Annotated in this window: 20 protein-coding genes and 1 pseudogene; 13 read left to right on the forward strand and 8 right to left on the reverse strand. The window is 72.8% G+C overall.

Annotated features, from left to right (window positions below):
• From ONA70_RS18935 to ONA70_RS18950, 4 genes are all read left to right on the forward strand, one after another.
• The coding region (locus ONA70_RS18935; protein ID WP_265007777.1) for a branched-chain amino acid aminotransferase at positions 1 to 1,085 on the forward strand (1,085 nt) is incomplete at its 5' end.
• Positions 1,086 to 1,296: 211 nt separating this feature from the next.
• Positions 1,297 to 11,067, forward strand: coding sequence for an RHS repeat-associated core domain-containing protein (locus ONA70_RS18940; RefSeq protein WP_265007778.1), 9,771 nt, complete (start codon positions 1,297 to 1,299; stop codon positions 11,065 to 11,067).
• A gap of 152 nt (positions 11,068 to 11,219) precedes the next feature.
• On the forward strand, positions 11,220 to 11,660 hold the full coding sequence (locus tag ONA70_RS18945) for a hypothetical protein (RefSeq protein WP_265007779.1): 441 nt from the start codon (positions 11,220 to 11,222) through the stop codon (positions 11,658 to 11,660).
• Between the two features lie 4 nt (positions 11,661 to 11,664).
• Complete coding sequence (locus ONA70_RS18950) at positions 11,665 to 13,149, forward strand: DUF7405 family protein (protein WP_265007780.1); 1,485 nt, start codon at positions 11,665 to 11,667, stop codon at positions 13,147 to 13,149.
• 1 nt (position 13,150) lies between these two features.
• On the opposite strand, the gene ONA70_RS18955 is transcribed toward ONA70_RS18950, so the two are convergent.
• Positions 13,151 to 13,453 carry a helix-turn-helix transcriptional regulator gene (locus tag ONA70_RS18955; RefSeq protein WP_265007781.1) on the reverse strand — a complete coding sequence of 101 codons (303 nt, stop codon included), beginning with the start codon at positions 13,451 to 13,453 and terminating at the stop codon, positions 13,151 to 13,153.
• A gap of 66 nt (positions 13,454 to 13,519) precedes the next feature.
• Between ONA70_RS18955 and map the strand changes: the two genes are divergently transcribed.
• Positions 13,520 to 14,302 (forward strand): type I methionyl aminopeptidase, encoded by a 783-nt coding sequence (gene map / locus ONA70_RS18960; RefSeq protein ID WP_265007782.1) that lies wholly within the window; start codon positions 13,520 to 13,522, stop codon positions 14,300 to 14,302.
• A 28-nt stretch (positions 14,303 to 14,330) separates the two neighbouring features.
• On the opposite strand, the gene ONA70_RS18965 is transcribed toward map, so the two are convergent.
• The 4 genes from ONA70_RS18965 to ONA70_RS18980 form a co-directional block, all read right to left on the reverse strand.
• Complete coding sequence (locus ONA70_RS18965) at positions 14,331 to 15,080, reverse strand: tyrosine-protein phosphatase (RefSeq protein ID WP_265007783.1); 750 nt, start codon at positions 15,078 to 15,080, stop codon at positions 14,331 to 14,333.
• 66 nt (positions 15,081 to 15,146) lie between these two features.
• Positions 15,147 to 15,605 (reverse strand): PRC-barrel domain-containing protein, encoded by a 459-nt coding sequence (locus ONA70_RS18970; protein ID WP_406601215.1) that lies wholly within the window; start codon positions 15,603 to 15,605, stop codon positions 15,147 to 15,149.
• Between the two features lie 87 nt (positions 15,606 to 15,692).
• The gene (locus tag ONA70_RS18975) at positions 15,693 to 16,223 is read right to left on the reverse strand and encodes a carboxymuconolactone decarboxylase family protein (RefSeq protein WP_265007784.1); all 531 of its coding nucleotides are present in this window, start codon (positions 16,221 to 16,223) and stop codon (positions 15,693 to 15,695) included.
• A gap of 2 nt (positions 16,224 to 16,225) precedes the next feature.
• Positions 16,226 to 16,786 carry a peroxiredoxin gene (locus ONA70_RS18980; protein ID WP_265007785.1) on the reverse strand — a complete coding sequence of 187 codons (561 nt, stop codon included), beginning with the start codon at positions 16,784 to 16,786 and terminating at the stop codon, positions 16,226 to 16,228.
• 358 nt (positions 16,787 to 17,144) lie between these two features.
• Here ONA70_RS18980 and cimA point away from each other — a divergent pair, with 358 nt between their 5' ends.
• Complete coding sequence (cimA, locus tag ONA70_RS18985) at positions 17,145 to 18,725, forward strand: citramalate synthase (protein ID WP_265007786.1); 1,581 nt, start codon at positions 17,145 to 17,147, stop codon at positions 18,723 to 18,725.
• Between the two features lie 53 nt (positions 18,726 to 18,778).
• Here cimA and ONA70_RS18990 read toward each other — a convergent pair whose 3' ends face one another.
• On the reverse strand, positions 18,779 to 19,714 hold the full coding sequence (locus tag ONA70_RS18990) for an endonuclease/exonuclease/phosphatase family protein (RefSeq protein WP_265007796.1): 936 nt from the start codon (positions 19,712 to 19,714) through the stop codon (positions 18,779 to 18,781).
• A 265-nt stretch (positions 19,715 to 19,979) separates the two neighbouring features.
• Here ONA70_RS18990 and ONA70_RS18995 point away from each other — a divergent pair, with 265 nt between their 5' ends.
• The 7 genes from ONA70_RS18995 to ONA70_RS19025 all read left to right on the forward strand — a co-directional run bounded on the left by ONA70_RS18995 (position 19,980) and on the right by ONA70_RS19025 (position 25,399).
• Complete coding sequence (locus ONA70_RS18995; protein ID WP_265007787.1) at positions 19,980 to 21,029, forward strand: AAA family ATPase; 1,050 nt, start codon at positions 19,980 to 19,982, stop codon at positions 21,027 to 21,029.
• On the forward strand, positions 21,026 to 22,030 hold the full coding sequence (locus ONA70_RS19000) for a DUF58 domain-containing protein (protein ID WP_265007788.1): 1,005 nt from the start codon (positions 21,026 to 21,028) through the stop codon (positions 22,028 to 22,030). The genes ONA70_RS18995 and ONA70_RS19000 overlap by 4 nt, the downstream gene beginning before the upstream one ends.
• The gene (locus ONA70_RS19005) at positions 22,027 to 22,986 is read left to right on the forward strand and encodes a VWA domain-containing protein (protein WP_265007789.1); all 960 of its coding nucleotides are present in this window, start codon (positions 22,027 to 22,029) and stop codon (positions 22,984 to 22,986) included. Before ONA70_RS19000 ends, ONA70_RS19005 begins: the two co-directional genes overlap by 4 nt.
• Positions 22,987 to 23,035: 49 nt before the next feature.
• Positions 23,036 to 23,896 (forward strand): S1C family serine protease, encoded by an 861-nt coding sequence (locus tag ONA70_RS19010; protein WP_265007790.1) that lies wholly within the window; start codon positions 23,036 to 23,038, stop codon positions 23,894 to 23,896.
• Positions 23,897 to 24,026: 130 nt separating this feature from the next.
• Positions 24,027 to 24,329, forward strand: coding sequence for a hypothetical protein (locus ONA70_RS19015; protein ID WP_265007791.1), 303 nt, complete (start codon positions 24,027 to 24,029; stop codon positions 24,327 to 24,329).
• Positions 24,330 to 24,338: 9 nt separating this feature from the next.
• Entirely contained in the window at positions 24,339 to 24,764 is a 426-nt protein-coding gene (gene arfB, locus ONA70_RS19020; protein ID WP_265007792.1) for an alternative ribosome rescue aminoacyl-tRNA hydrolase ArfB, read from the forward strand.
• Between the two features lie 59 nt (positions 24,765 to 24,823).
• Positions 24,824 to 25,399, forward strand: coding sequence for a GNAT family N-acetyltransferase (locus ONA70_RS19025; RefSeq protein ID WP_265007793.1), 576 nt, complete (start codon positions 24,824 to 24,826; stop codon positions 25,397 to 25,399).
• A 24-nt stretch (positions 25,400 to 25,423) separates the two neighbouring features.
• Here the strand turns inward: ONA70_RS19025 and ONA70_RS19030 are convergent, their stop codons facing one another.
• Both ONA70_RS19030 and ONA70_RS19035 read right to left on the reverse strand, forming a co-directional pair.
• Complete coding sequence (locus tag ONA70_RS19030; RefSeq protein WP_265007794.1) at positions 25,424 to 26,311, reverse strand: 3-methyladenine DNA glycosylase; 888 nt, start codon at positions 26,309 to 26,311, stop codon at positions 25,424 to 25,426.
• A gap of 34 nt (positions 26,312 to 26,345) precedes the next feature.
• A pseudogene (locus ONA70_RS19035) lies at positions 26,346 to 26,805 on the reverse strand (hypothetical protein); the annotation flags it as partial.

Genomic DNA, 26,805 nt, shown 5'->3' on the forward strand with positions numbered 1-26,805 from the left:
ACAAGCTCGATTTCGAGATCCGTCCGAATCCCGCGCCGGTATCCGCCGCCGACCGGGCCGCCCTGCTGGCGAACCCCGGGTTCGGCCGGGTGTTCACCGACCACATGGTGACGATCCGGTACGCCGACGGCAAGGGCTGGTACGACGCCCGGGTGGAGGCCCGCGCGCCGATCCCGATGGACCCGGCCGCCGCGGTCCTGCACTACGCGCAGGAGATCTTCGAGGGGCTGAAGGCGTACCGGACCGGGGACGGGGCGGTGACCATGTTCCGCCCGGAGGCGAACGCCGCCCGCTTCGCGGCCTCCGCCCAGCGGCTGGCGATGCCGGAGCTGCCGGCGGAGACCTTCGTCGAGTCGCTGCACCGGTTGGTCGAGATCGACCAGGACTGGATCCCCGACCAGGAGGACTCCAGCCTCTACCTGCGGCCGTTCATGTTCGCCAGCGAGGTGTTCCTCGGCGTCCGCCCGGCCAACGAGTACCTCTACTGCGTGATCGCCTCGCCGGCCGGGGCGTACTTCGCGGGTGGGGTCAAGCCGGTGACGGTCTGGGTCTCCCCGGACTACACGCGGGCGGCACCCGGTGGCACGGGCGCGGCCAAGTGCGGCGGCAACTACGCCGCCTCGCTGGCCGCCCAGGCCGAGGCGATCGAGGCCGGCTGTGACCAGGTGGTCTTCCTGGACGCGGTGGAGCGGCGCTTCGTCGACGAACTCGGCGGCATGAACGTCTTCTTCGTCTACGACGACAACACCCTGGTCACCCCGCCGCTGACCGGCACGATCCTGCCCGGCATCACCCGGGACGCCATCCTCACCCTGGCCGCCGAGGCCGGGCACCGGGTCGAGGAGCGGCCGGTCAGCTTCGCCGACTGGCAGGCGGACGCGGCCAGTGGCCGGCTCCGCGAGGTCTTCGCCTGCGGCACCGCCGCCGTCATCACCCCGATCGGCGGGGTGCGCTTCCCGGACGGGGAGTTCCTCATCGGCGGCGGCGAGCCGGGGCGCTCCACCATGGCGCTGCGGCAGCAGCTGGTGGACATCCAGCGCGGCCGGTCCGCCGACCGGCACGGCTGGGTGCGGCGGGTGCTCTGACCTGCCCTAACGCACCCGGTGACCGGGTTGCACAATTGAGTGTCCGATAGCCGACACCGCCTCCGGCGGTGTCGGCTGTTTCTCCTGGTAGCGAGCCTGATCACGGTGAGTGATGGAGGTTCGGCGCCGGACGCTGCCCCTGGGTATCTATGCCCATGGATCGACGTCGCCTACCTTGCAGCGCAGTAGTTGCGTCTGTGGGGGAGTCAGCATGTCCGGTCCGCTCGGCCGTCGCACCATCCGATCGAGGGTCTGGGCCGGTGCCCGACTGCGGTTCACCGCGACCCTCGCCGCACTCGTCATGCTCCTGGCCTTCGCGGTCCGGGCGGACCTGCCGGACCTCGTCCCGGCCTCGGTGTCCTGCGACTCCGTGGTGGGCTACGCGTACGACGCCGCCGGGCAGCTCGCCGGGGTTCGGGACCAGGCCGGCCGGACGGCCCGGTACGGGTACGACCCGGCCGGCAACATCACCTCGGTCACCAACGACGGCAGCCCGGCGCTCGCCCTGCTGTCGGTGGTGCCCACCCGGGCGGCCGTCGGCGCCGAGGTGACCCTCCAGGGCGGCTGCTTCTCCGACGTGCCCGCGGAGAACACCGTCGAGTTCAACGGCGTACCGGCCCCGGTCACCGCCGCCACCGGGCACAGCCTGGTCACCCGGGTGCCGGCCGGGGCGACCACCGGCCTGATCACCGTCCAGGTCGGCGGCGCCAGCGCGACCAGCCCGCAGTCGTTCGTGGTCGCCGGCCCGGACGAGTCCGCGCCGACCATCACCGCCATCTCCCCGAACGTCGTCCAGCCCGGCGGCACGGTCACCGTCACCGGCACCGGGTTCGCCCCCGCCGCCGCGGACAACGCCGTCACGCTGAACCGCACCCGGGCCGCCACCTCCGCCGTCGCCGCCGGCAGCCTCACCGTGCAGGTGCCCGCCGGCGCGGCATCCGGCCGGATCGGCGTCCGCACCCGGTACGGCAGCGGCGACAGCGCGGCCGACGTGTTCGTCGCGCCCGCCCCGTACACGGTCGCCGACGTGGTGCACACCTCCCGGGTCGCGCTCGGCGAGGCGAAGTCGGTGGCCATCCCGAGCGCCGGTGACGTCGCCCTGGTCGTCTTCGACCTGGCCGAGGGGCAGCAGGCGAGCGTGCAGCTGGCCGACGGCACCTTCGGCTCCTGCGGCATCTCCACCGCGAAGGTGCTCGACCCGTTCGGACGGACCGCGGCGTCCTCCGGGTGCGTCGGCGCCACCGGCTTCATCGACACGGTCAAGGCCCGCACCGCCGGCACGTACACGCTGCTGCTGGCCGCGGCGAGCGCGGCCACCGGCTCGGTCACCGCCACCGTCCGGGAGGTTCCGGCCGACGCGGCGGCGGTCACCACCCCGGGCGGCGGCCCGGTCACCGTGACCACCACCGTGGCCGGCCAGAACGCGGCGGTCACCTTCCCCGGCAGCACCGGGCAGCGGGTCTCGGTGAAGCTGAGCGGCGGCACGTACGGCACCTACAACGCGGCGGTGTCGCTGCGCCGGCCCGGCGGCGGCACCGTCGTCGCCAACGGCTCCTGCGGCACCGGCTGCTTCCTCGACACCACCGTGCTGCCGGTCGACGGCACGTACACGCTCTTCGTCGACCCGCAGTCCACCACCACCGGCGCGATCACCGTCCAGGTGTACGACGTGCCGGTCGACGCCACCGCCACCGCGACGGCCGGCGGGGACAAGGTCACCGCCACCACCACGGTTCCCGGCCAGAACAGCGTCATCTCCTTCGCCGGCACCGCCGGGCAGCGGGTGCTGGTGCAGTTGACCGACGGCACGTACGGCACGTACAACGCCTCGGCGGTGATCCGGAAGCCGGACGGCACCAACCTGACCGGCAGCGCCTACTGCGGCGGCTCCTGCCTCTTCGACACCACCGTCCTGCCGGTCGACGGGACGTACACCATCCTGGTCAACCCGGACACCAGCTACGTCGGCTCGGTGAGCGCCCGGGTCTACGACGTGCCGGCCGACGCGACCGCCAGCACCACCCCCGGCTCCGGTGCGGTCACCGTCGCCACCACCGTGGGGCAGAGCGGGGTCGTCTCCTTCCCGGGCACGGCCGGGCAGCGGATCTCGGTGCAGCTGACCGGTGGCACGTACGGCACGTACAACGCCTCGGCGGTGATCCGGAAGCCGGACGGCACCAACCTGACCGGCAGCGCGTACTGCGGCAGCTCGTGCTTCTTCGACGCCATGGTGCTGCCGGTCGACGGCACGTACACCATCTACCTCAACTCCGACGGGGTGAGCGTCGGCCAGGTCTCCGCGCAGGTCTACGTGGTGCCGCCGGACGCGACCGTGACCGCCACCCCCGGCGGTGCGGCCGTCACCCTGGGCACCACCGCGCCGGGGCAGAACGCGGCGATCTCGTTCGCCGGCACCGCCGGGCAGCGCGTCTCGGTGCAGATGTCCGGTGGCACGTACGGCACGTACAACGCCTCGGCGGTGATCCGGAAGCCGGACGGCACCAACCTGACCGGCAGCGCGTACTGCGGGTCGTCGTGCTTCTTCGACGCGGTGGTGCTGCCGGTCGACGGCACGTACACCATCTTCCTGAACCCGGACGCCACCGTCGTCGGTGAGGTCACCACGCAGGTGTTCGACGTGCCGGCGGACGCCACGGCCAGCACCACGCCGGGCGGCGCGCAGGTCACCGTCACCACCACCGTGCCCGGCCAGAACGCGGTGGTCGCCTTCGCGGGCACCGCCGGGCAGTCGGTCTCGGTCATCCTGGCCAACGGCACCTTCGGCACCTACAACGCCTCCGCGACGCTGCGTGCGCCGGACGGCTCGACCATCGCCAGCCAGAGCTACTGCGGCACGAGCTGCTCGTTCAACGCGGTCGTGCTGCCGGTCACCGGCACCTACACCGTCCTGGTGAACCCGAGCGGCACGATCCTCGGCTCGATCACCGGCCAGGTCTACGACGTGCCGAACGACGCGGTCGCCAACACCACGCCCGGCGGCGCCGCGGTCACCGTGACCACCACCGTGCCCGGGCAGAACGCGGTGGTGTCCTTCCCGGCGACGGCTGGGCAGCGGGTGGCGGTGCAGCTCTCCGCCGGCACGTACGGCAGCACCGAGGCGACGGTGACGCTGCGGAAGCCGGACGGCAGCACGATCCTGACCAACACCTCGTGCGGGGCCTCCTGCTTCCTGGACGCGACGGTGCTGCCGGTGGACGGCACGTACACCGTGCTGGTCGACCCGAAGGGCACGGTGGTCGGCAGCCTCACCGTCAAGGTGCACGACGTGCCAGCCGACGCCACCGCGAGCACCACGCCGGGCGGCGCGGCGGTCACCGTGACCACGACGGTGCCGGGGCAGAACGCCGTGGTGTCGGTGCCGGGGACGGCCGGGCAGCGGCTCGCGGTGCAGCTCTCCGGCGGCACGTACGGCAGCACCGAGGCGGTGGTGACGCTGCGGAAGCCGGACGGCACGGCGCTGGTGTCGAGCAGCTCCTGCGGCACGTCCTGCTTCCTCGACACCACCGCGCTGCCGGCCGACGGCACCTACACCGTGCTGGTCGACCCGAAGGTCACCGCTGTCGGGGCGCTCACCGTCCGGGTGTACGACGTGCCGGCCGACCGGACGGCCGCCACCACCCCCAACGGGGCGGCGGTCACCGTGACCACCACCGTGCCCGGCCAGAACGGCGTGGTGTCGTTCCCCGGCAACGCCGGCCAGATCGTCACCGTCACCATGTCGGCGGGCTCCTACGCGGGCGGCAACGCGGCCGTGACCCTGCGCGCCCCCAACGGCAGCACCGTCACCAGCACCTCGTCCTGCGCCACCAGCTGCTCGTTCAGCTCGGTGTCGCTGGCCACGGCCGGGACCTACACCGTGCTCGTGGACCCGGTCGCGGCGGCGGTCGGCAGCCTCACCGTGCAGGTCATCGACGTGCCGGTGGACGCCACGGTGAACACCACGCCGGGCGGTGACCCGGTCACCCTCACCACCACCGTCCCCGGCCAGAACGGTGCGGTGTCCTTCCCCGGCACGGCCGGGCAGCGGGTCCTCGTCCAGGGCACCGGCGGCACCTACGGGACGTACAACGCCTCGGCGATCGTGCGGAAGCCGGACGGGTCGAACCTGACCGGCAGCGCGTACTGCGGGGCGTCCTGCCTCTTCGACGCCATGGTGCTGCCGGTGACCGGGACGTACACCGTCTTCGTCGACCCGTCGGGCACCTACACCGGCTCGCTCACCGTCCGGGTGTACGACGTGCCCGCCGACGCCACCGCGAGCGCCACCCCGGGCGGCAGCGGGGTCATACTGACCACCACCGTGCCGGGCCAGAACGCCGTGCTCTCCTTCCCGGGCACCGCCAACCAGCGGATCGTGGTGCAGGGCACCGGCGGCACGTACGGGACGTACAACGCCTCGGCGGTCGTGCGGAAGCCGGACGGGTCGAACCTGACCGGCAGCGCGTACTGCGGGGCGTCCTGCTTCTTCGACACCACCACGCTGCCGGTGACCGGCACGTACACCATCTTCCTCAACCCGGACGCCGTCGCCACCGGCTCGGTGACCCTGCGGGTCTACGACGTGCCGGCGGACGCCATGGCGACCGCGAGCGTCGGTGGGGACGCGGTCGCGCTGGGCACCACGGCGCCGGGGCAGAACGCGACGTTGACGTTCAGCGGCACCGCCGGGCAGCGGATCGTGGTGCAGGGCACCGGCGGCACGTACGGGACGTACAACGCATCGCTGATCGTCCGGAAGCCGGACGGGTCGAACCTGACCGGGAGCGCGTACTGCGGGGCGTCCTGCTTCTTCGACACGACGACGCTGCCGGTGAGCGGCACGTACACCATGTTCCTGAACCCGGACGGGATGTACACCGGGTCGGTCAACCTGCGGGTCTACGACGTGCCGGCGGACGCCACGGCGACCGCGAGCGTCGGCGGCCCCCCGGCCACCCTCACCACCACCGGCCCGGGCCAGAACGCGACCCTGTCCTTCACCGGCACGGCCGGGCAGCGGATCTCCGTCCAGGGCAGCGCCGGCACCTACGGCACCTACAACGCCTCGGCGATCGTGCGGAAGCCGGACGGGTCCAACCTGACCGGGAGCGCCTACTGCGGCGCGTCCTGCTTCTTCGACGTCACCACCCTGCCGGTCAGCGGCACGTACACGATCTTCCTGAACCCGGACGGCATGTACACCGGCGCGGTCACCCTCCAGGTGCACGACGTCCCGGCCGACGCCACCGCGAGCGCCACGCCGGGCGGGCCGACGGTCACCCTGACCACCACCGTGCCCGGGCAGAACGCCGCGATGACCTTCGCCGGCACCGCCGGGCAGGTGGTCAGCGTGGTGATGAGCGCCGGCACGTACGGGACGTACAACGCCTCGGCGATCGTGCGGAAGCCGGACGGGTCCAACCTGACGAGCAGCGCGTACTGCGGGTCGTCCTGCGCCTTCAACTCGCTCACCCTGCCCACCACGGGCACGTACACGGTCTTCGTCGACCCGTCGTCCACCCTGGTCGGCAGCCTGACCGGCGAGGTCCGGCTGCCCGCCGGGCTCACCGCGAGCAGCCCGAAGGCCGCCGCGGGCGGGACGTCCGGCGCGACCACCGACGCCGAGGCGAAGACCGCGGCCCGCCCGAAGACCGCCGACGCCACCGAGACCTGGACGCCGGACCGGTTCAACCTGGCGGGCGAGGACTGGGCGGCCCACCGCACCGGCGCGTACGCCCATGTCCAGCCGGCGCTGCGGGCCGAGGCGGGGGTGACCGCCCTCGCCGGGCAGGCGCTGCTGCTCAACGGCACGCCGCTGCCGGGCGTCACCCTCTCCGTCGGCCGGCACGCCACCCGTACCGACGCCACCGGCCGGTTCCTGCTCACCGGGCTCACCGCCGGGCACCACGTGCTGGTCATCGACGGCGCGACCGCGAGCAGCCCGGGCCGGGCCTTCGGCCGCTTCGAGACCGGGGTGGACCTAAAGGCCGGCGAGACGGTCGAGTTGTCGTACCCGATCTGGATGACCCGGCTGGACACCGCGCACGCCGTCCGCATCCCGTCCCCGACGCGGAAGCAGACGGTGATCACCACCCCGGCGATCCCCGGCTTCGAGGTGCGGCTGCCCAAGGGCAGCGTCATCCGGGACCGGGCCGGCAAGCGGGTCACCGAACTGTCCATCACCGCGATCCCGGTGGACCAGCCGCCGTTCCCGCTGCCGGTCGGGGTCCGCACCCCGGTCTACTTCACCGTGCAGCCCGGCGGCTCGGTGATCCTGCCCGAGGGCGCGCAGATCATCTACCCGAACACCCAGGGCCTGGCGCCGGGCAGCCGGCTGGACTTCTGGGACTACGACCCCGGCCGGGTGCCGTGCACCAAGTCGCCGGTGAAGTCGTACCCGCGCAAGCCCGCCAAGGCGGTGCGGGCGCCCGCGGTCTGCGCGGTGACCGGCGCGGAAGCCGGCTGGTACATCTACGGCCACGGCACGGTCAGCCCGGACGGCCGGCAGATCGTGCCCGACCCGGACGTACGGGTCTGGGAGTTCACCGGCGCCATGTTCAACGGCAGCGGCAAGCGCCCGGCCGGCTCCGGGCCGGGCGAGGACGGCGACTCCGGCGGCGACCCGGTCGACCTGGCCAGCGGGCTCTTCGTCGACGAGCACACCGACCTCGTGGTCAACGACGTGCTGCCGATCTCGATCACCCGTACCTACCGGCAGAACGACACCATCTCCCGCGAGTTCGGCATCGGGGCCAACTTCGGCTACGGCATCTTCATCTACTCGGAGCAGCAGTACGTCCAGGCCGACCTGGTGCTGCCGGACAGCGGGAAGGTCCACCTCGTCCGGACCAGCCCCGGCACCGGCTGGACCGACGCGGTCTTCAAGGCGGTGAACACCACCGGCCCGTTCCGGGACTCGGTGATGAGCTGGAACGGCAACGGCTGGGACCTGCTCCGCACCGACGGCATGACCTACGTCTTCGGCGAGAACGCGCCGTTGCAGGCGATCCGGGACCGGCACGGCAACCAGATCACCCTGACCCGGTCCAGCGGTGGACAGTCCGGCGACATCACCCAGATCACCTCCCCGAACGGGCGCTGGATCAAGCTCGCCTACACCAGCGGCCGGGTCACCCGCGCGGAGGACAACGCCGGCCGGGCCGTCCAGTACGGCTACGACACCTCCGGCCGGCTCACCTCGGTCACCTCGCCCGGCGGCCGGACCACCACCTACACCTACGACAGCGCGCACCGGATGACCACGGTCACCGACGCCCGCGGCATCACCTACCTGACCAACACCTACGACGCCAACGGGCGGGTCGCCAGCCAGACCATGCCCGGCGGGGCCAACTACGGGTTCGCCTACACCACCGACGCGGCCGGCAAGGTGGTGAAGACCGCGGTCACCGAGCCGGACGGCAGCGTCCGGGAGACCAGCTTCGACGGTGACCGCCGGGTGGTCGCGGAGACCACCGCCGCCGGCACCGCGCAGGCCCGGACCTCCACCACCACCCGCGACCCCGCCACCCACCTGCCCACCGCGCTGGTCGACCCGTACGGCCGGCGCACCAGCATCGGGTACGGCCCGAACGGCGACCTGAACACGGTCACCACGCTCGCCGGCTCGGCCGCCGCCCAGTCCGCCACGGTCACCTCCGGCGGGCCGTACCGGCAGCTCACCTCGGTCACCGACGACCAGGGCCGGACCACCCGGATGGAGTACGACGACGCCGGCAACCTGGTGTCCGCCACCGACGCCGCCGGCCGGACCCGCCGGTACACCTACAACGGCGCCGGACAGGTCACCTCGTCCACCGACCCGCTCGGCAACACCACCCACTACACCTACGACCAGGGTGACCTGGTCGCGGTGACCGACCCGCTCGGCCGGACCACCCGCAGCTTCGTGGACGCGGTCGGCCGGCCGGTCGCGGTGACCGACGCCCAGGGCGTGCTGGAGCAGGTCCGCTACGACCCGGACAACCAGATCGTCAGCAGCACCGACGGCCTGGGCCGCAGCACCACCTTCGAGTACGACGGCAACGGCAACCTGACGAAGGTCACCGACCCGCGCGGCAACAGCACCACCGTCGCGTACGACAGCTCGGACCGGCCGGTGACCGCCACCGACCCGCTCGGCAAGCCGGCCACCCAGACGTACGACCTGCTCGGCCGGGTGGTCTCCGCCACCGACCGGCGCGGGAAGACCACGGTCACCGAGTACGACGCGCTCGGCCGGACCACCTTCGTCGGGTACGGCGCCACGGCCGGCCCGAACTACGAGAGCACCAAGCGGTTCGGCTACGACACCCTGGACCGGCTCACCACCATCGACGACTCGGCCGGCGGGGTGATCAGCCTCGCCTGGAACGACCTCGACCAGGTGACCAGCGTGACCAGCCCCGCCGGCACGATCGGCTACAGCTACGACGCCGCCGGCCGGCGGGCCGGAATGACCGTGCCGGGGCAGCCCGCCATCTCGTACGAATACGACCCGAGCGGGCTGATCGAGCGGATCACCCAGGGCGGCACCACCGCCACCTGGCACCGGGACGCGGCCGGGCGCACCGACCGGGTCGAGCAGGCCGGCGTGATCACCCGGTACGCGTACGACGCCGCCTCCCAGCTCACCGGGATGTCGTACGAGAGCGGCGGCGGGGTGCCCATCGGCAACCTCGGCTACGCGTACGACGCGGCCGGGCGGGTGGCGGACCTGTCCGGCAGCCTCGCCCACGTCACCATCCCCAGCACCGGGCCGCCGGCCAGCTACGACGCCGCCAACCGGCTGACCACCCGGGGCGACCGGACGTTCAGCTACGACGACGAGGGCAACCTCACCGGCGACGGGGTGCTCGGCTACACCTGGAACGCCCGGGGCGAGCTGGCCGGGGTGACCGGACCGGGCCTGGCCGCGACGTACGGCTACGACGCCGCCGGGCGGCTGGCCAGCCGTACCGCCGGCGGCACCACCACCGGGTTCCTCTACGACGGACCGAACCTGATCCGCGAGCAGGCCGGCGCGAGCTTCGCCGACCGGCTCACCGCCGGCCTCGACCAGACCCTGGTCCGCACCGACGCGGACGGCGCCCGGGTGCCGATCACCGACGCGCTGGGCAGCGTGCTCGGCCTGGCCGACGCCACCGGCACGCTCACCACCCAGTACGCCTACGACCCGTTCGGCGCGGTCACCGCCAGCGGCGCGGCCAGGGGCAACACCCAGCAGTTCACCGGCCGCGAGCGTGACGCCGACACCGGCCTGCAATACCACCGGGCCCGCTGGTACAGCCCGGAGACGGGCCGCTTCCTCAGCCAGGACCCGGCCGGCTTCGGTGGCGGCAGCGCCAACCTCTACGGCTACGCCCTCAACGACCCGGTCAACCTCTCCGACCCCAACGGCGACTGCCCGATCTGCGTGGCGATCGTCATCGGGGCGCTGGTCGGCGGCGCCTCCTCGGTGGGCATCGGGGCCGGCATCGCGGCGCTGACCGGGCGCAAGTACAGCTGGGGCGACGCCCTCAAGGACTTCGCCGCCGGCGCCGCGATCGGCGGCCTCACCGGCGGGGCCGGGGCGTGGCTCAAGGCCGGCAGCTCGGTGTGGAAGCTCGGCCAGTTCGAACGGGGACTGGCCATCGAGGCGAAGCTCGGCGGCAACCTGCCGCGCAGCTTCCCGACCATCGACCGGTTCGCCAACGGCACCGCGACCAGCATCAAGAGCGTCGACCTGGGCGCCAAGACGTACCAGTCCGCGGCGAATCTGACCAGCCGGCTCAAGGGCTACGTGGACAAGGCCGCCGGCTTCGCCAAGAGCAACCCGGTCAGGTTCGACGGCGTCACCATCCGGCCCGGCCAGGTCGCGGCCCGGGAGCTCGAGGTGGTGGTGCCCCGTGGGGCCACCGCCGCCCAGCAGAACGCGCTCAACCAGATAGTCCAGTACGGCGCCCAGAAGGGCGTGACCGTCCGGGTCATCGTGATGCGGTAGCCCGGCGGGGGACGTCCCACGGGTACCCTGGGACGTCCCCCTCTCGACAGGCCACGCCTCACAATTACCGTCCACGTAAGACATTCACTGGAAGGGAGGGGGCGGCGTTTCCTCCCGGCCCTGAACGGCCGGGTTTCCACGCCGCAAATCCGATGAGAACCGCTGGACTGGACCTGCGCAGAGGTCGGTACGTCGCGCACTCCTCCTCGCTCACCACCGACGGCCTGTGGATCGCCAACGGGGTCTTCGACCTCCTCGACGCCGACGCCGGCGACAAGGAGTTGGGAGCGGCGGTACGCCACATGCTGGACGCCTCGCGCAGTGGGGTCCCCACCCCGGACCTGCGGTACGGGCCGTCGCCGTTCGCCCCGGTTCTCGCCGCGTTGGGTCTGCGCTCCTGGGCCACCTACGCCAAGGGCACCGTGCACGTCGACGTCGAGCAGGACGGCGACGAGGTGCTGGTCACCCCGACCCGCAACGGCGGCGCGCGGGAGGGCTTCGTGGGCGACACCGGTCAGACGGCGCGGTTGACCGCCCCGGGCGACGAGGAGTTGGGCTCTGCGCTGCGCGCCGCGCTCGGCCGGTCGAGCTGAGCCGATGGACGGCGAACCACGCCTCAGCCGGCGCACCATGCTGGCCGGTGGTGCCCTGGCCATGGCCGCGTCGGCGCTGGCGGCCTGCTCGGCGAACGCCCGCACCCCGGCCCGTCCCGCCGCGCCGGACGGGGGAGCCGAGCTGCCCGACATCCAGTTCGACGTGGCCCGGTACAGCGCGCCGGAGCAGACCTCGCCGACCGGCGGCCCGTTCGTCATGCCGCCGGTGCACACCGTCTACCTCACCGCCGCGCTGGGCCGTACACCCAACCGCGACGACCAGCGCGAGCTGGCCCGGGTGCTGGCCGCGCTGGAGTCCCGGTACCCGTTCGGCGCGGCCGGCCTGATGACCTTCGTGTCGTACGGGCTGCCGTACTTCCGCCGGCTGCCCGGTGGCCTCACCGGCGACCTGGTCGGCGCGCACCTGCCGAAGCTGCTCGCCGACCCGACGCGTTCGGTGCTGGAGGAGGCCGAGCCGGCGCCGACGGACGTGCACCCGGACAACCCGGGGGTCACCAAGAAGCGGTTCACCGTGCCGGTCCGGATCGAGCAGAACGATCTGCTCTTCACGTTCCGCAGCGACCGGGCGGCGGTGATCCAGGAGGTGCTCGCCTGGTTCGACGGCAGCGGCACCCTGGCCGGCCGGCCGACGCCGTCCCCGGCCTTCGCCGGGCTGCTGACCGTCACCTCCAGCCGGCACATGTTCACCCAGGTCGGCCTGCCCCGGTCGGTCGCCGAGCAGAACCACCTGCCGTACGCCCGGTTCATCCAGCCCGACTCCCCGATGTGGATGGGCTTCTCCGACCAGCAGGCCAACGCCTCGGGCCCGCCGGCCATCTGCACCTTCGCCGGCAACGCCTCGGCCCGGCTCACCACCGCCCGGCCCGGCGACTACCTCGACAACGGCGGCGTCCAGCACCTGTCCCACGTCATCCTCGACATGCTGCAGTTCTACGACATGGCCGCCGCGGACACCCCGCCCAGCGAGAACGGCAACTTCACCAAGCGGGTGCAGTACATGTTCCACGCGCCCCCGGTGCATCCCGGCAACGCCGACCAGCTCACCGACGGCGGCGGGCCGTCCTTCCTGCCGGCCGAGAACCGGGGGCCGGATTACGCGGAGCGCACCGCGCGGGGCATCGGCCTGCCCCGGGGCGAGCGGCGGATGGGTCACCTCTCCACCCTCCAGCGCACCTCGCGCGCCCCGGACGGCACCCCGATGCACCTGCGCGTGGACGGCCCGGGCTTCGACGCGCTGGACGTGCCGGACGGCAGCAGCCAGCCCAAGCTGCACTTCAGCGTGTTCGTGCCGACCGCCGACTTCTTCGCCGGGATGCGGCGCAGCCAGGCCGCGGTGGACCTGGCCCGCAGACACCGGGTGGCCGAGCAGGACAACGGCCTGGAACGCTTCCTGACCTGCACCCGCCGGCAGAACTTCCTGGTCCCGCCCCGGCGGAACCGGGCCTTCCCGCTGGTCGAGCTGGTCTAGGTTACGAGGCCAACCGCTCACCCGCGGTGCGACCTGATCTTGCGAGTTCGACCCCGCCGTCCGACCGGTTGATCTCCGACCACACCGCATCGAGGGAAAGGCCGAGGACGTCGGCGATCGCAGCGATGGTCGAGAAGGCAGGGGTGGCTACACGACCGGACTCGATCTTCCGAAGAGTCTCCGGCGAGACACCTGCGTCCAGCGCGGTGCCGAGCATCGAACGCTCCCCCCTGGCTCGACGCAGGAGGGCGCCGAGGCGCTGTCCGCGTTCGACCTCTGCGGGAGTGAGCGGCAACCTGACCATGGCTCCGATTCTAGTACCGGGATAACATGGCCGGGATACTTATTGGCTGAACGGGTAAGGCGCCGCATGATCGAGATCCTGAACCCCACCGAACTGCCCCGAGCCAGGGAGGCGGGTGCCCTGGTCGCTGGCATACTGCAGACGCTGAGGAGTCGCTGCGGGGTGGGCACGAACCTCCTGGACATCAACCTCTGGGCCCAGTCCATGATCACCGAGGCCGGAGCGCTTTCCTGTTACGTCGACTACGAGCCGTCCTTCGGGCGTGGGCCGTTCGGCCACTACATCTGCACGTCAGTCAACGACGCCGTGCTCCACGGACTGCCGTACGACTACGCGCTTGCCGACGGCGACCTGCTGACGCTCGACCTCGCCGTCTCCAGAGGCGGAGTTGTCGCTGACTCCGCCATCAGCTTCATCGTGGGCGGCTCGAACCCCCCGGAGAGCGTTGCGATGATCAGCGCGACCGAGCGCGCGTTGAGCGCAGGGATTGCCGCGGCCGGACCAGGGGCTCGCATCGGTGACATCTCCCACGCCATCGGCTCGGTGCTCAGCGAGGCGGGATATCCGATCAACACCGAGTTTGGCGGTCATGGCGTCGGATCGACGATGCACCAGGACCCCCACGTCCCGAACACGGGGCGGCCCGGCCGCGGCTACCGGCTGCGCCCTGGGCTGTTGCTGGCACTGGAGCCATGGGTCATGGCGGACACCGCCCAGCTCGTCACCGATGCCGATGGCTGGACACTCCGAAGCGCGACAGGCTGCCGGACAGCGCACAGTGAGCACACGATCGCCATCACCAACGACGGGGCCGAAGTTCTCACCTTGCCGAAGCAGGCGCAACCGTGAGGTGACAGCGATTGACCAAGCTTCCCGGTCAGTGCACCTGGTCCAGCAGGTGCGCCCGCAGCGCGTCGAGTTGCGCGTCGGTGATCCCGGTGTGGCGGAGGTAGCCCTCGACCGAGCCGTACCCCACGCGCAGTTCGTCGAGGAAGAGCGTCATCGCCTCGGCGGGGGAGGCGAGGTAGGGGCGGGGCGGCTCCTCGGCCTCGGGCAGCGTGGCGGCCACCCAGGCGCTGAACCGCTCGGACGCCTCGGTGCTCAGCGCGTAGTCGGCGGCGATGTCGGCGTCGGCCACGCCGAGCACCGCGAGGGTGAGCGCGCACACGACGCCGGTGCGGTCCTTGCCGGCGACGCAGTGCACCACCACCGGCGCGTTGGCGCTGTCCGCGATGAGCCCGACCGCCTCGGCCAGGCCGGCGGTGCCGGTCCGGGCCAGGCCCACGTACCGGTCGGCGAGCCAGCGGGGAAGGCTCTCCTCCGGGTCGTACGGGACCTTGGCCCAGTTCTCGTGCTCGGGATGGATGTGCCGGTAGGTGAGCCCGTCGTACGCCGGCACCCGGCCGTCGCGGGTCACCTCGCTAGGGCGGCGCAGGTCGATGACGGTGCGGATGCCGAGGGCGGTGAACGCCGCCTGGTCGGTCTCGGTGATCCGGTGCAGCGAGTCGGAGCGGTAGAGCCGGCCGGTCCGGACCCGGAGTCCGTCGTGGCCGGTCAGACCGCCGACATCGCGGAAGTTGAACAGCGCGGGGAAGGGGTGCCGGTGAGGGGTGTCAGTTGCTTCCACCCCTGACACGGTAACGGCCGGCGGGGCACCTCGATGCCCCGCCGGCCGCCTGCGCAGGTGTCTCCGTTACCGGGCGGTACCCGGCGGGATCGACGAGTAGGTGTCGTCGTAGTACCCGCCGAGCTTCTCCCGGTACGCCGGATCCGTGTCGGTGCTCTCGTCGTACTCGGGCGCGGCCTTGATCTGGTCCTTGCTCCGGTCGACGTAGACCTTCCGCTCGTCGTGGTCGACGTGGTTGACGGTGCCGGCCGGCAGCATGACCTTCTTACCGAAGATCCACGGCCCGGTGTCCACCACGAGGTAACTGGAGTTCACCTCGTGGCTGGCCCGGTCCACCTTGCCGATACCGCCGTCCGTCGCCTCCACCTTGTAGCCGACCAGGTCGATGCCGGTGATCCCGGCCTCGTCCCGGTAGCTCCACGGATCGAAACGCCCGGCGGGCGCGTCGCCCGCGAAGGCGCCCTGACCACCCTGGGTCAGCGGGTCCGGCGTCCCGTGGGTCGTTCGAGGGTCGAGCCGCTCCACAGCGTCCACTCCCTTTCTCGACTTTCTCGGGGGATGTGCCTGTCGAACCCTTTGCTACCCGGGTACGGAGATCGATACACCCGTGACTCAGGTCAGCGCGGCCTCCGCGTCCAGCGCCACCGCAGCGGCGTGCACGACGGCCGCGATCCGCAGCCCCTCGTGCACCTGCTCGCGGGTGAATCCGGCGGCCCGCAGGGTCTTCTCGTGCGACTCCAGGCAGACGCCGCAGCCGGTGATGGCCGAGACGGCGAGGCACCACAGCTCGAAGTCGCCCTTGTCCACGCCCGGCCGGGCGATGATCTGCATCCGCAGCCGGGCCGGCATCGAGGCGTACTGCTCGTCGCCGATCAGGTGCTTGGCCCGGTAGTAGACGTTGTTCATCGCCATGATCGTGGCCGCGCCCTTGGCCGCCTCGATCGCCTCCGGGGTGAGGTGGCCGGCCGCCTCGGCGGCCACCTCCCGCAGCACCACCGGGTTACGCGCGGCGACCGCGCAGGCCAGCGCGGTGCCCCAGGCCTGCTCCGGCTTCAGCGTCGAGGTGCCGACGGTCGAGCCGAGGTTGAGCTTGATGTCCTTCGCGTACTCGGGCAGCGCCGCCTTGACCGCGTCCAGACCCACGGTCAGGCCCCGGCGCCAGCGAGCAGCGCGTTGGCGTCCAGGGTGGCGCCGCCCTTGTTCCAGTTGCACGGGCAGAGCTCGTCGGTCTGCAGCGCGTCCAGCACCCGCAGCACCTCGGAGACGTTCCGGCCGACCGAGCCGGCGGTGACCATGACGAACTGGATCTCGTTGTTCGGGTCGACGATGAAGGTGGCCCGCTGGGCGACGCCGTCCTCGCCGAGCACGCCGCAGGCCGCGGTCAGCTCGCGCTTGATGTCACTGAGCATCGGGAAGGGCAGCTCGCGCAGGTCCGGGTGGTCCTTGCGCCAGGCGTAGTGGACGAACTCGTTGTCGACGGAGACGCCGAGGACCTGGGCGTCCCGGTCGGCGAACTCCGCGTTGAGCCGGCCGAACTCGGCGATCTCGGTGGGGCAGATGAAGGTGAAGTCCTTCGGCCAGAAGAAGACCACCCGCCACTTGCCCTCGTGGGACTTGTGGTTGATCGTCTCGAACGCCTGGTCGGCGTCCAGCGACACGCAGGCGGTGAGTTCGTACTCCGGGAAGTGGTCACCGACAGTGAGCACAGGTTCTCCTTGACAGCGGCTGGTCAGCGGCACGAGGCCGGTAACTGGATCGGTTCCAGATACTTCCGTAGCCGGGTTTGCGCGGCTGAGCGGCCGGATGACTTGTGAAGTCGATCACCAGCGGCAGGTTCCGCCCCGGCTCGGCCGGCCGTCGGCTATGGCCACCCTGCGTCATCGTCCCGACATGTGGATTTTTCCTCCCAGAACCAGGATCGGGGTGGCAGAGTACGGACCGTGACCAGCTCCGTCCTGATTATTGACAGCTAGCGCGCCGGCTTCCCCCTCGCCGAGCGCGCAGACCTCCCGCATCCGCGGGGGGTCTTTTTGTTGCTCCCCCAGGTTCGAGAAGAGGACTCCCATGACGTTCCAGGTGTACGACACGACGCTGCGCGATGGTGCGCAGCGCGAGGGGCTCAGCTACTCGGTGGTCGACAAGCTGGCGGTGGCCCGCCTGCTCGACGACCTCGGGGTCGGCTTCATCGAGGGCGGCTGGCCGGGCGCGGTGCCGAAGGACACCGAGTTCTTCCGGCGCGCCCGCACCGAACTGAACCTGAGGCACGCGATCCTGGTCGCCTTCGGGGCCACCCGCAAGGCCGGGGTGGCGGTCGGGGCCGACCCGCAGGTGCGCGGGCTGCTCGACGCCGAGACGCCGGCCGTGGCGCTGGTCGCCAAGGCGGACCTGCGGCACGTCGAGCGGGCGTTGCGGACCACCGCCGAGGAGAACCTCGCGATGATCCGCGACACGGTGACCCACCTGGTCGGGCAGGGGCGGCGGGTCTTCGTCGACGGGGAGCACTTCTTCGACGGCTACCGGTACGACCCGGCGTACACCGCGGCGGTGCTGGAGACCGCGCTGGGCGCCGGGGCCGAGCGGTTTGTGCTCTGCGACACCAACGGCGGCATGCTGCCGTCCCAGGTCACCGCCGCCATCGCCGACGTCACCGCGCGTACCGGCGTGGCGCCGGAGCTGCTCGGCATCCACTGCCAGAACGACACCGCCTGCGCGGTCGCCAACACCATCGCCGCCGTCGAGGCCGGCGTCCGGCACTTCCAGGGCACCGCCAACGGGTACGGCGAGCGCCCCGGCAACGCCGACATCTTCGCCGTCGTCGCCAACCTCCAGCTCAAGCTCGGGCTGCCCGTCCTGCCGGCGGGCTGCCTGGAACAGATGGTGCGGGTCTCGCACGCCATCGCCGAGATCGCCAACATCGCCCCCGACACCCACCAGGCGTACGTCGGGGCCGCGGCCTTCGCCCACAAGGCGGGACTGCACGCGAGCGCGATCAAGGTCGACCCGTTGCTCTACAACCACGTGGACCCGTCGGTGGTGGGCAACGACATGCGGATCCTGGTGACCGAGATGGCCGGCCGGGCCAGCATCGAGCTCAAGAGCCGCGAGCTCGGTCTGGACCTGGCCGGCCATCCGGAGGCGCTCGCCACGGTCACCAACCGGGTCAAGGAACTGGAGGCCGGTGGCTGGTCGTTCGAGGCCGCCGACGCGTCGTTCGAGCTGCTGGTCCGCGCCGAGCTGCCGGGCCGGGCCGCGCCGCGCCCGTTCACCCTGGAGTCGTACCGGGTGCTGGTCGAGCACCGCGAGGACGGCGCGGTGGTCTCCGAGGCCACCGTGAAGATCCGGGTACGCGGCGAGCGGGTGATCGCGACCGCCGAGGGGAACGGCCCGGTCAACGCCCTGGACGAGGCGCTGCGGACGGCGCTGGCCCGGCACTACCCGGAGCTGCGCGACTTCGAGCTGGCCGACTACAAGGTCCGCATCCTGGAGGGCAGCCACGGCACCGGCGCGGTGACCCGGGTGCTGGTGGAGACCGCCGGCGCCGGCCGCGACTGGACCACGGTCGGCGTGCACCCGAACGTGGTCGAGGCGTCCTGGCACGCCCTCACCGACGCCCTCACCTACGGCCTGGACCGGGCCCGGGTGTAAGGAGGGGCCCCCTGTTAACGCCTCCGGTAGAGAAGGGGGCCCCGGTTAACACCTCACCCAGCGGGCAGGCGGAGCTCCGCGAGGACCGCGCGGTGGTCGCTGCCCGGCAGCGGGTGCACCTCGACCGCCCGTACCGCGATGCGCCGGTCGGCCAGTACGTGGTCGATGGTGACCGGCGGAATCCGGTCGCCGTCGTACGGGCCCCAGGTGCCGGCGAGCCCCGCGCCGGCCGCGTCCGCCGCGTCGACGTAGCCGGTGGCGATCAGGTCGCGTAGCGGCGTGTGGTCGAGGGTGGCGTTGAAGTCGCCGGCGAGCACGCTCAACGGCCCGTGCGGGGTGGCGGGCGGCTGCGCCCGCAGGTCGGTCCACCAGTCCGGCACCACGCGGACGGCGTACGGGGAGGCCGGGTGCGCCGACTCCACCCGCAGGGCTGGCGCGCCCGGCACCGCCAGGGTGCCGTACGACTGCAGGAAGGCGAAGCCCTGGTTGCGGCGGACCCCGACCGCGCCGAGCGGGAAGCGCGCGTAGAGCCCCGACCCGCTCGCGCCGGGCTCCGGATCGAGCGCCCGGTACGGCAGCAGCGTGGCCAGCCCGAGCCGGTCCAGCTCGGCGGCGATGCCCGGGGTGAATTCCTGCACGGCCAGCACGTCGACTCGCTGCGCCCGGACCAGGGCGACCAGCGCGGCCGGATCGGCGCCGCCCAGCAGCAGGTTGGCGGTGAGCAGCCGCAGGGTGGGGCCACCGACCGCCGGCTGCCCGGCGGCGACCGCGCGCGGCGCGACGACGCCGACCAGCGCCAGGATGGTGACCGCCGCGAGCACCGCCGGCGCCCAGCGGCGCAGAACGACCGCGAGCACCAGCGGGACCAGGGACCCGGCGGCGACGTACGGGGTGAAGGCGACCGCCTGCACCAGTGGGCCCCGCTCCAGCCCGGCCAGCCGGAGCACGGCCCAGGCCGCCGCCGGCAGCACGGCCAGCCAGCAGACCATCGTCAGGATCCGGGCCGCCCGGCCGTCGCGCAGCGCGTCGCTCACGGCCGTCACCGTACCGGCCGAACGTCCTGGGCGGATGCCGGTGAGCTGTGGCCCCCGCCGAGGCGGCGGCCGGCGCACGTCTGGGTGGACCTGCGTGCCCGCGTACCGCCCGCGCCGTTGCGGCCCGGCCGGCACGGTCGTCCCCGTCCCGCCCGGGATGGGTCACCAAGGTGCTGATAATCCGACGTTTGTCCGACCAGCGCCACGGGAAGCAAGCACCGTGACGGACATCTCGGACACCCTGACCAGCATGCCCAGCCCGATCGACGCCGAGGCGATCGGTGGGCAGCTGGAGCAGACCCTCTTCGAGGTCAAACGCGTGATCGTCGGGCAGGATCGCCTTGTCGAACGCCTGCTCATCGCGCTCGTCGCCAACGGGCACTGCCTGCTGGAGGGCGTGCCCGGGGTGGCGAAGACGCTGGCCGCGCAGACCCTCGCCACCGTCGTCGGCGGCACCTTCTCCCGGATCCAGTTCACCCCCGACCTGGTCCCCTCGGACATCGTCGGCACCCGGATCTACCGGGCCTCGACCGAGAGCTTCGACGTCGAGCTGGGCCCGGTCATGGCGAACCTCGTGCTCGCCGACGAGATCAACCGGGCCCCGGCGAAGGTGCAGTCGGCGCTGCTGGAGGCGATGGCCGAGCGCCAGGTCTCCATCGGCGGCCGGAGCTGGCCGGTGCCCGACCCGTTCCTGGTGCTGGCGACCCAGAATCCGATCGAGTCCGAGGGCGTCTATCAGCTCCCCGAGGCGCAGCGTGACCGGTTCCTCATGAAGGTCGTGGTCGACTACCCGACCGAGGCCGACGAGTTGGCCATTCTCTACCGGATGAGCGCCGACCGGCCGACGCCGCGACCGGTGCTCGACCCGGCCCGCCTGCGCGATCTCCAGCGCCAGGCCGGCCAGGTCTTCGTCCACCACGCGCTCGCCGAGTACGTCGTCCGGCTCATCCTCGCCACCCGTGACCCGGGCCGGTTCGGGCTGCCCGAGATCGCGTCGCTGCTGGCGTACGGGGCGAGCCCCCGGGCCACCCTCGGCCTGGTCGCCGCCGCCCGCGCCCAGGCGCTGATCCGGGGCCGCGAGTACGTGCTGCCGGAGGACATCCGCGACCTGGCCGTCGACGTGCTCGCCCACCGGCTGGTGCTCTCCTTCGACGCGGTGGCCGACGGGGTCTCCGCCGAGGCGCTGATCCACCGGTTGATCGAGGCGGTGCCGCCACCCCGGGTCCTCCACGGCCAGCCGGAGGCGGCGCCCGACCTGGCGGCGGCATGAGGCGCCGGGCGGCACCTGTCCTGTCCGAGCCGACCCTGGGGGACCTCACCCCCGATCAGCGACTGCGTCGGCTGGAGCTGACTGTCACCCGGCGGCTCGACGGGCTGCTGCACGGCCAGTACCGGGGCCTGCTGCCCGGGCCGGGCAGCGAGGTGGCCGGGAGCCGGGAGTACCGGCCCGGCGAGGACGAGGTGCGCCGGATGGACTGGGCGGTCACCGCCCGGACCACCGTCCCGCACGTGCGCGAGGTGGACGCCGACCGGGAGCTGACCACCTGGCTGGCGGTCGACGCCAGCCCCAGCATGGAGTACGGCACGGCCACACTGGACAAACGCGAACTGGCGGTGGCCGCCGTGGCGGCGGTCGGGTTCCTCACCGCAGGCGTCGGCAACCGGCTCGGCGGGCAGGTGCTCGCCCCGGACGGCGTACGCCGGTTCCCGGCCCGGAGCGGACGCATCCACCTGCTCGGCCTGCTGCGCACGCTGCTGTCCGCCCCCCGTGGCGGCAGCGCCAGTTCGGCGCCGCGCGGCGGCCCTCCGCCGACGCTGGCCGACGGGCTGGCCGGCGTGCAGCGGATGGCGACCCGGCGGGGGCTGGTGGTGGTCGTCTCCGACTTCCTCGACGGGCTCCCCGACGATCCCGACGCCGCCGCGCCCTGGGAGGCCGTGCTGCGCCGGCTCGCCGTCCGGCACCAGGTGCTCGCCGTCGAGGTGATCGACCCGCGTGAACTCGAACTGCCGGACGTCGGCCTGATCACCCTGGTCGATCCGGAGACCGGGCGGCGCCGCGAGGTGTGGACCGGGGACCGCGCCCTGCGCGAGCGGTACGCGGCGGCCGCCGCCGCCCAGCGCGACCAGGTACGCCAGGCGCTGCGCCGGTCCGGCGCCACGCATCTGGCGCTGCGGACCGATCGGGACTGGAGCGCCGACATCGTGCGTCACGTGCACGCCCAGCGCCGGCTGGCCGCCGCCCCGGCCGCAGCCCGGGGAGGTACCGCATGACCTGGCAATCGGCCGGCCGGCTCTGGCTGCTGCTCGGGGTGGCCGCGCTCGTGGTCGGCTACCTGGCGATGCAGCGCCGGCAGAGCCGGTACGCCGTCCGCTTCACCAACCTGCGCCTGCTGGACCGGGTCGCACCGCAGCGGCCGGCCTGGCGCCGGCACGTGCCGGCGGGCCTCTTCCTCGCCATGCTCGCGTTGCTCGTGGTCGGGTTCGCCCGACCGAGCGCCGAGGTGAAGGTGCCCCGGGAACGGGCCACCGTGATGGTGGCGGTGGACGTCTCCACCTCGATGCTCGCCGGCGACGTCGACCCGGACCGGCTGACCGCCGCCAAGGGGGCCGCCCGTCGGTTCGTCGACGTCCTGCCGGACGAGTTCAACGTGGGGCTCGTGGCCTTCGCCGGCAGCGCGGCCGTGCTGGTGCCGCCCGGCACCGACCGGGACGCGCTGCACGAGGGGATCGGCCGCCTGGCCGAAGGCGTCACCGGCGTCCAGGGCACCGCCATCGGGGAGGCGATCAGCACCTCCCTCGGCGCGGTGAAGAGCCTGGACGCCAAGGCCGCCAAGGATCCGCCGCCGGCCCGGATCATCATCCTCTCCGACGGGGCGAACACCTCCGGGATGGATCCGATGGAGGCCGCGGCGCAGGCCGTCGCGGCCAAGGTTCCGGTGCACGCCATCTCGTTCGGCACGCCGTCCGGCTTCGTCGACCGGGGCGGGCGGGCGATCCAGGTGCCGGTCGACGGCCAGACGCTCAAGGCGGTGGCCGAGGAGACCGGGGGCGGCTTCCACGAGGCCACCAGCAGCGCCGAGCTGCGTGCCGTCTACGAGGACATCGGCACGTCGGTCGGCTACCGGAAGGAACGGCAGGACATCTCCGCCCGCTTCATCGGCCTGGGACTGGTCTTCGCCATGGGCGCGGCCGCCGGATCACTGCGGTGGTTCTCCCGGCTGCCCTGAACCGCGGTACCGGCAACGGCAGGACGGCACGACACGTGAGGAGCCAGGTATGGCAGTGCAGACCGGACTCGGCGAGCCGCGCGGACCGTGGTTCGTCTCGCCGGAGCTGGACCCGGACGGGCGCGGACGCTGGGCCGTACCCGGGTCGGAGCGGGGCCGGAGCGGGCGGGGCTGGCGCGGCCGGATGCTGGCCGCGCTGGCGGTGGTCGCCCTCTCCACCGTTTCCGGGGCGGCGGCCGGCAGTTGGGTGGCCGGCCGGGAAGCGCCCGGACCGGCGGCGGCGTCCGCCGCGCCGGTGCCGGCGGAGCTGACCACCGCCGCCGAGAAGACGGTGCCCGGGGTGGTCTCGGTGATGGTCGGCGGCACCTCGGGCGCGTCCGCCACCGGTTCCGGCTTCGCCATCGACAACGAGCAGCACATCGTCACCAACGACCACATCCTGGCCCGGGGCGGCTCCGGACCGGTGACCGTGGAGACCGCGGACGGCCGCCGGTTCACCGCCGAGGTGGTGGGGCGGGAATCCAGCAGCGACCTGGCGGTGCTCAAGGTGCCGGCGTCGGCCGGGCTGCCGCCGCTGCCGTTGGCCAAGCCGAACTCCACCCGGGTGGGGGAGCCGGTGCTGGCGGTCGGCTCGCCGCTCGGCCTGGCCGGCACGGTGACCGCCGGTATCGTCAGCGCGCTCAACCGGCAGGTACGCATCGGCAACGGCCGGCACGCCGCGGTGCAGACCGACGCCTCCATCAACCCGGGCAACTCGGGTGGGCCGCTGGTCAACGCGCGGGGCGAGGTGGTCGGGGTGAACACGGCCATCGCCACCATCGACGGCAGCGGGTCCATCGGCATCGGCTTCGCCATCCCGATCGACCAGGTCCAGCAGACCGCCGACACCATCATCGGCCGGGGCGGCTGACCGCGCCGTACGGCCGATGACCTGCGGAAGCCTTACCGGACCATCCGACCGGACGGGGTGAAGTGTCGGATATCCGGCATGGGAGCATTGGGCCATGGAAATATTACGGTGAGTATGGATACTGGCGTGGGTGGAGCAAGCTGTCATCGCGGCCCTCCTCCTGGTGGGCCTGGTCATCGGCGCCGGTGTGGGCGCGGCCTACGCCCGCGCGAAGCGCGGCTGGACGGACTACCGGACCATCCGGAGCAGCGTCCCCGGCGCCCGGCGGAACGCCTGGGTGGCGATCCGCGCGGTGTTCGTCAAGGTCGGCGTCATCGCCCTGCTGCTGTTCGGCGCTGCCGCGTACGCGGCGGCCGGCTCCGACCACGAGCGGGCCGATCCGGCGCCCACCCCCACCGTGACCGCCACCCCGAGCCCCCGGTCGGGGCGTTAGCCTCGGGACGTGGACGACGGACTGCGGGTGACCGACCGGCTCCTGGTCCCCGCCGCCGAGCTGCGGGAGCGGTTCTCCCGCTCGTCCGGCCCGGGCGGGCAGGGGGTCAACACCACCGACTCGCGGGTGGAGCTCAGCTTCGACCTGGCCGGCTCGCCCAGCCTGCCCGAACCGCTGCGCGCCCGGGCCCTCGACCGGCTCGCCGGCCGACTGGTCGACGGCGTGCTGACCGTGGCCGCCAGCGAGCACCGGGCCCAGTTGGCCAACCGGGAGGCGGCCCGCGAGCGGATGGCCGCCCTGCTGCGGGCGGCGGTCGCGCCACCGGCGAAGCCGCGCCGCCCGACCCGGCCGTCCCGCGCCGCGAAGGAACGCCGGCTCGCCGAGAAGAAGCGCCAGTCCCAGCGCAAGCGCGACCGCCGGGTGGACGGGGACTGACCCGGGCGTACCCGGAAAGGGATTGCGGCCCGAGCCGCGCGGCCCGGACAATCCGCCGGGTGCCGAACGACTTCTCGATCAAGCCCACGCTCACCGGCGAGCGGGTGGTGCTGCGTCCGCTCACCGCCGACGACGCCGTCGTCTTCCAGACGATCCTGGCCGACCCCGAGGTGATCCGACTGACCGGCAGCCCGCCGGACGACCGGCTCGACCCGGACCGGCTCCGCGACTGGTACGGCAGCCGCAGCGCCCAGACCGACCGGCTCGACCTGGCCGTGGTGGACCGGGCGACCGGGGAGTGCGTCGGCGAGGTGGTCCTCAACCAGTGGGACAGCCACAACGCGGCCTGCAACTTCCGGACCCTGATCGGCCCGGCCGGGCGGGGCCGGGGCCTGGGCACCGAAGCTGCCCGGCTCGTCGTCGGCTACGGCTTCGAGGAGCTCGGCCTGCACCGCGTCGCGTTGGAGGTGTTCGCGTTCAACCCGCGCGCCCGCCGGGTCTACGAGAAGGTCGGCTTCGTCGCCGAGGGGACGCTGCGCCAGGTGCTCCGCGACGGTGACGACTGGGTGGACGCCAGCGTCATGTCGATCCTCGCCCCGGAGTGGGCGCGGCACCGGGGACATCCGGAGGGCTGAGCCCGATCACCCAGGCATGGGGCGTCAGGCGGGGTCACCGGCCGGCGCCGAGCCGTCCAGCGCGACCAGCAGCCGGGACCGCAGCACGGCGGCCCGCTCGGCGAAGCCGCGCTGGGCGGCGGCGTACTCGGCCCGGCCCTCCGGCGTCTCCACCCGCACCGGCGGGTACCCCAGGCCGGCCAGGTCGTACGGGCTGGCCCGCATGTCCAGCGCGCGGATCTCCCGGGCCAGCGCGAAACAGTCCGCCACCAGCTCCGACGGCACCAGCGGACAGAGCTTGTACGCCCACTTGTAGAGATCCATGTTGGCGTGCAGGCAGCCCGGCTGCTCCAGCGCGTGCTGGCTCTCCCGGGTCGGGGTCAGCAGGTTCAGCGGCCGGGCCGGCGGGGTGAAGAACCGGAACGCGTCGAAGTGGCTGCACCGCACGCCCCGCTCCTCGACCACCGCGGCGGTGGCCGCCGGGCTGAGCCGCAACGGCCAGGCGTTGTGCCGTACCTCGTCCTGGGTCTGCCGGTAGACCATCGCCCACTCGTGCATGCCGAAGCAGCCGAAGTGGGCCGGGCGGCCGGCGGTCGCCGCGAGCAGCGTACGGATCCAGGTGACCGACTCGGCGCGGCGACCGCGTACCCGGTCGGTGTCGAGCGTGAGCCCGGCGGTGGTGGCGCGGTAGTCGGGGCCGAACTCGGCCGGGTCCGCGTCGCGCAGCACCACTCCCGCCCCGGGGTGCCAGCGGCGCAGCTGGGCGGGACGGTGCGAGTAGTAGGTGAAGAGGAAGTCCTCCACCGGGTGCTTCACCCCGGACCGACGCCGGGCCAGGTGCGGCGCCAGCCAGGCGTCGACGCGCTCCTCGTGAGCCCGACGCCGGGCCTGCCAGTCGGCCGTGTCGAGGGCGGGGGCGAGGGCGGCGGTCACGGACCCCAGGGTACGACCGCCGCCCGGCCCCCGGTCAGGCCACGTCCACCCGCACCCCGGCGGAGAAGACCCCGCTGCGCAGCTCCAACTGCTTCGGCGAGTCGCTGCCGTGCAGGGTGAAGACCAGCGGCAGGAGCACCCGGCTGCCGGCGGCCACCGGCCGGGCGAACACGTCCTGACCGAGGTTGGCCATCCGGGTGGCGTCCTCGTCGGCGGCCACCCAGTTGCCGCCCGCCAGGTACGCGCGCTGCAACTGGCCGTGCCAGGTCTGCTCGCTCGCGGTGAGGTTGTGCACCCCGACGGTGGCCAGGCACTGCCGGTCGCCCGGCTTGGCCGCCAGCACGTCCCCGGTGCTGCAGGCCAACCGGTACACGGTGAACTCGAACGCCGACTCGCGCAGCGGGACGCCGAGCGTCCCGGAAACGCTCTTGCCCATCCACGCGCCGCTGGTCGGCTGCTTGGCGGTGTCGATCGCGGCGACCCGCTGGCTGGCC

The organism is Micromonospora yasonensis (genome assembly GCF_026013475.1).
Classification (GTDB): Bacteria; Actinomycetota; Actinomycetes; order Mycobacteriales; family Micromonosporaceae; genus Micromonospora; species Micromonospora yasonensis.

Coding starts and splice junctions, on each gene's coding strand:
- ONA70_RS18940 (WP_265007778.1), top strand. CDS start 1,297: ATGTCCGGTCCGCTCGGCCGTCGCACCATCCGATCGAGGGTCTGGGCC.
- ONA70_RS18945 (WP_265007779.1), top strand. CDS start 11,220: ATGAGAACCGCTGGACTGGACCTGCGCAGAGGTCGGTACGTCGCGCAC.
- ONA70_RS18950 (WP_265007780.1), top strand. CDS start 11,665: ATGGACGGCGAACCACGCCTCAGCCGGCGCACCATGCTGGCCGGTGGT.
- ONA70_RS18955 (WP_265007781.1), bottom strand. CDS start 13,453: ATGGTCAGGTTGCCGCTCACTCCCGCAGAGGTCGAACGCGGACAGCGC.
- map (WP_265007782.1), top strand. CDS start 13,520: ATGATCGAGATCCTGAACCCCACCGAACTGCCCCGAGCCAGGGAGGCG.
- cimA (WP_265007786.1), top strand. CDS start 17,145: ATGACGTTCCAGGTGTACGACACGACGCTGCGCGATGGTGCGCAGCGC.
- ONA70_RS18990 (WP_265007796.1), bottom strand. CDS start 19,714: ATGGTCTGCTGGCTGGCCGTGCTGCCGGCGGCGGCCTGGGCCGTGCTC.
- ONA70_RS19000 (WP_265007788.1), top strand. CDS start 21,026: ATGAGGCGCCGGGCGGCACCTGTCCTGTCCGAGCCGACCCTGGGGGAC.
- ONA70_RS19005 (WP_265007789.1), top strand. CDS start 22,027: ATGACCTGGCAATCGGCCGGCCGGCTCTGGCTGCTGCTCGGGGTGGCC.
- ONA70_RS19010 (WP_265007790.1), top strand. CDS start 23,036: ATGGCAGTGCAGACCGGACTCGGCGAGCCGCGCGGACCGTGGTTCGTC.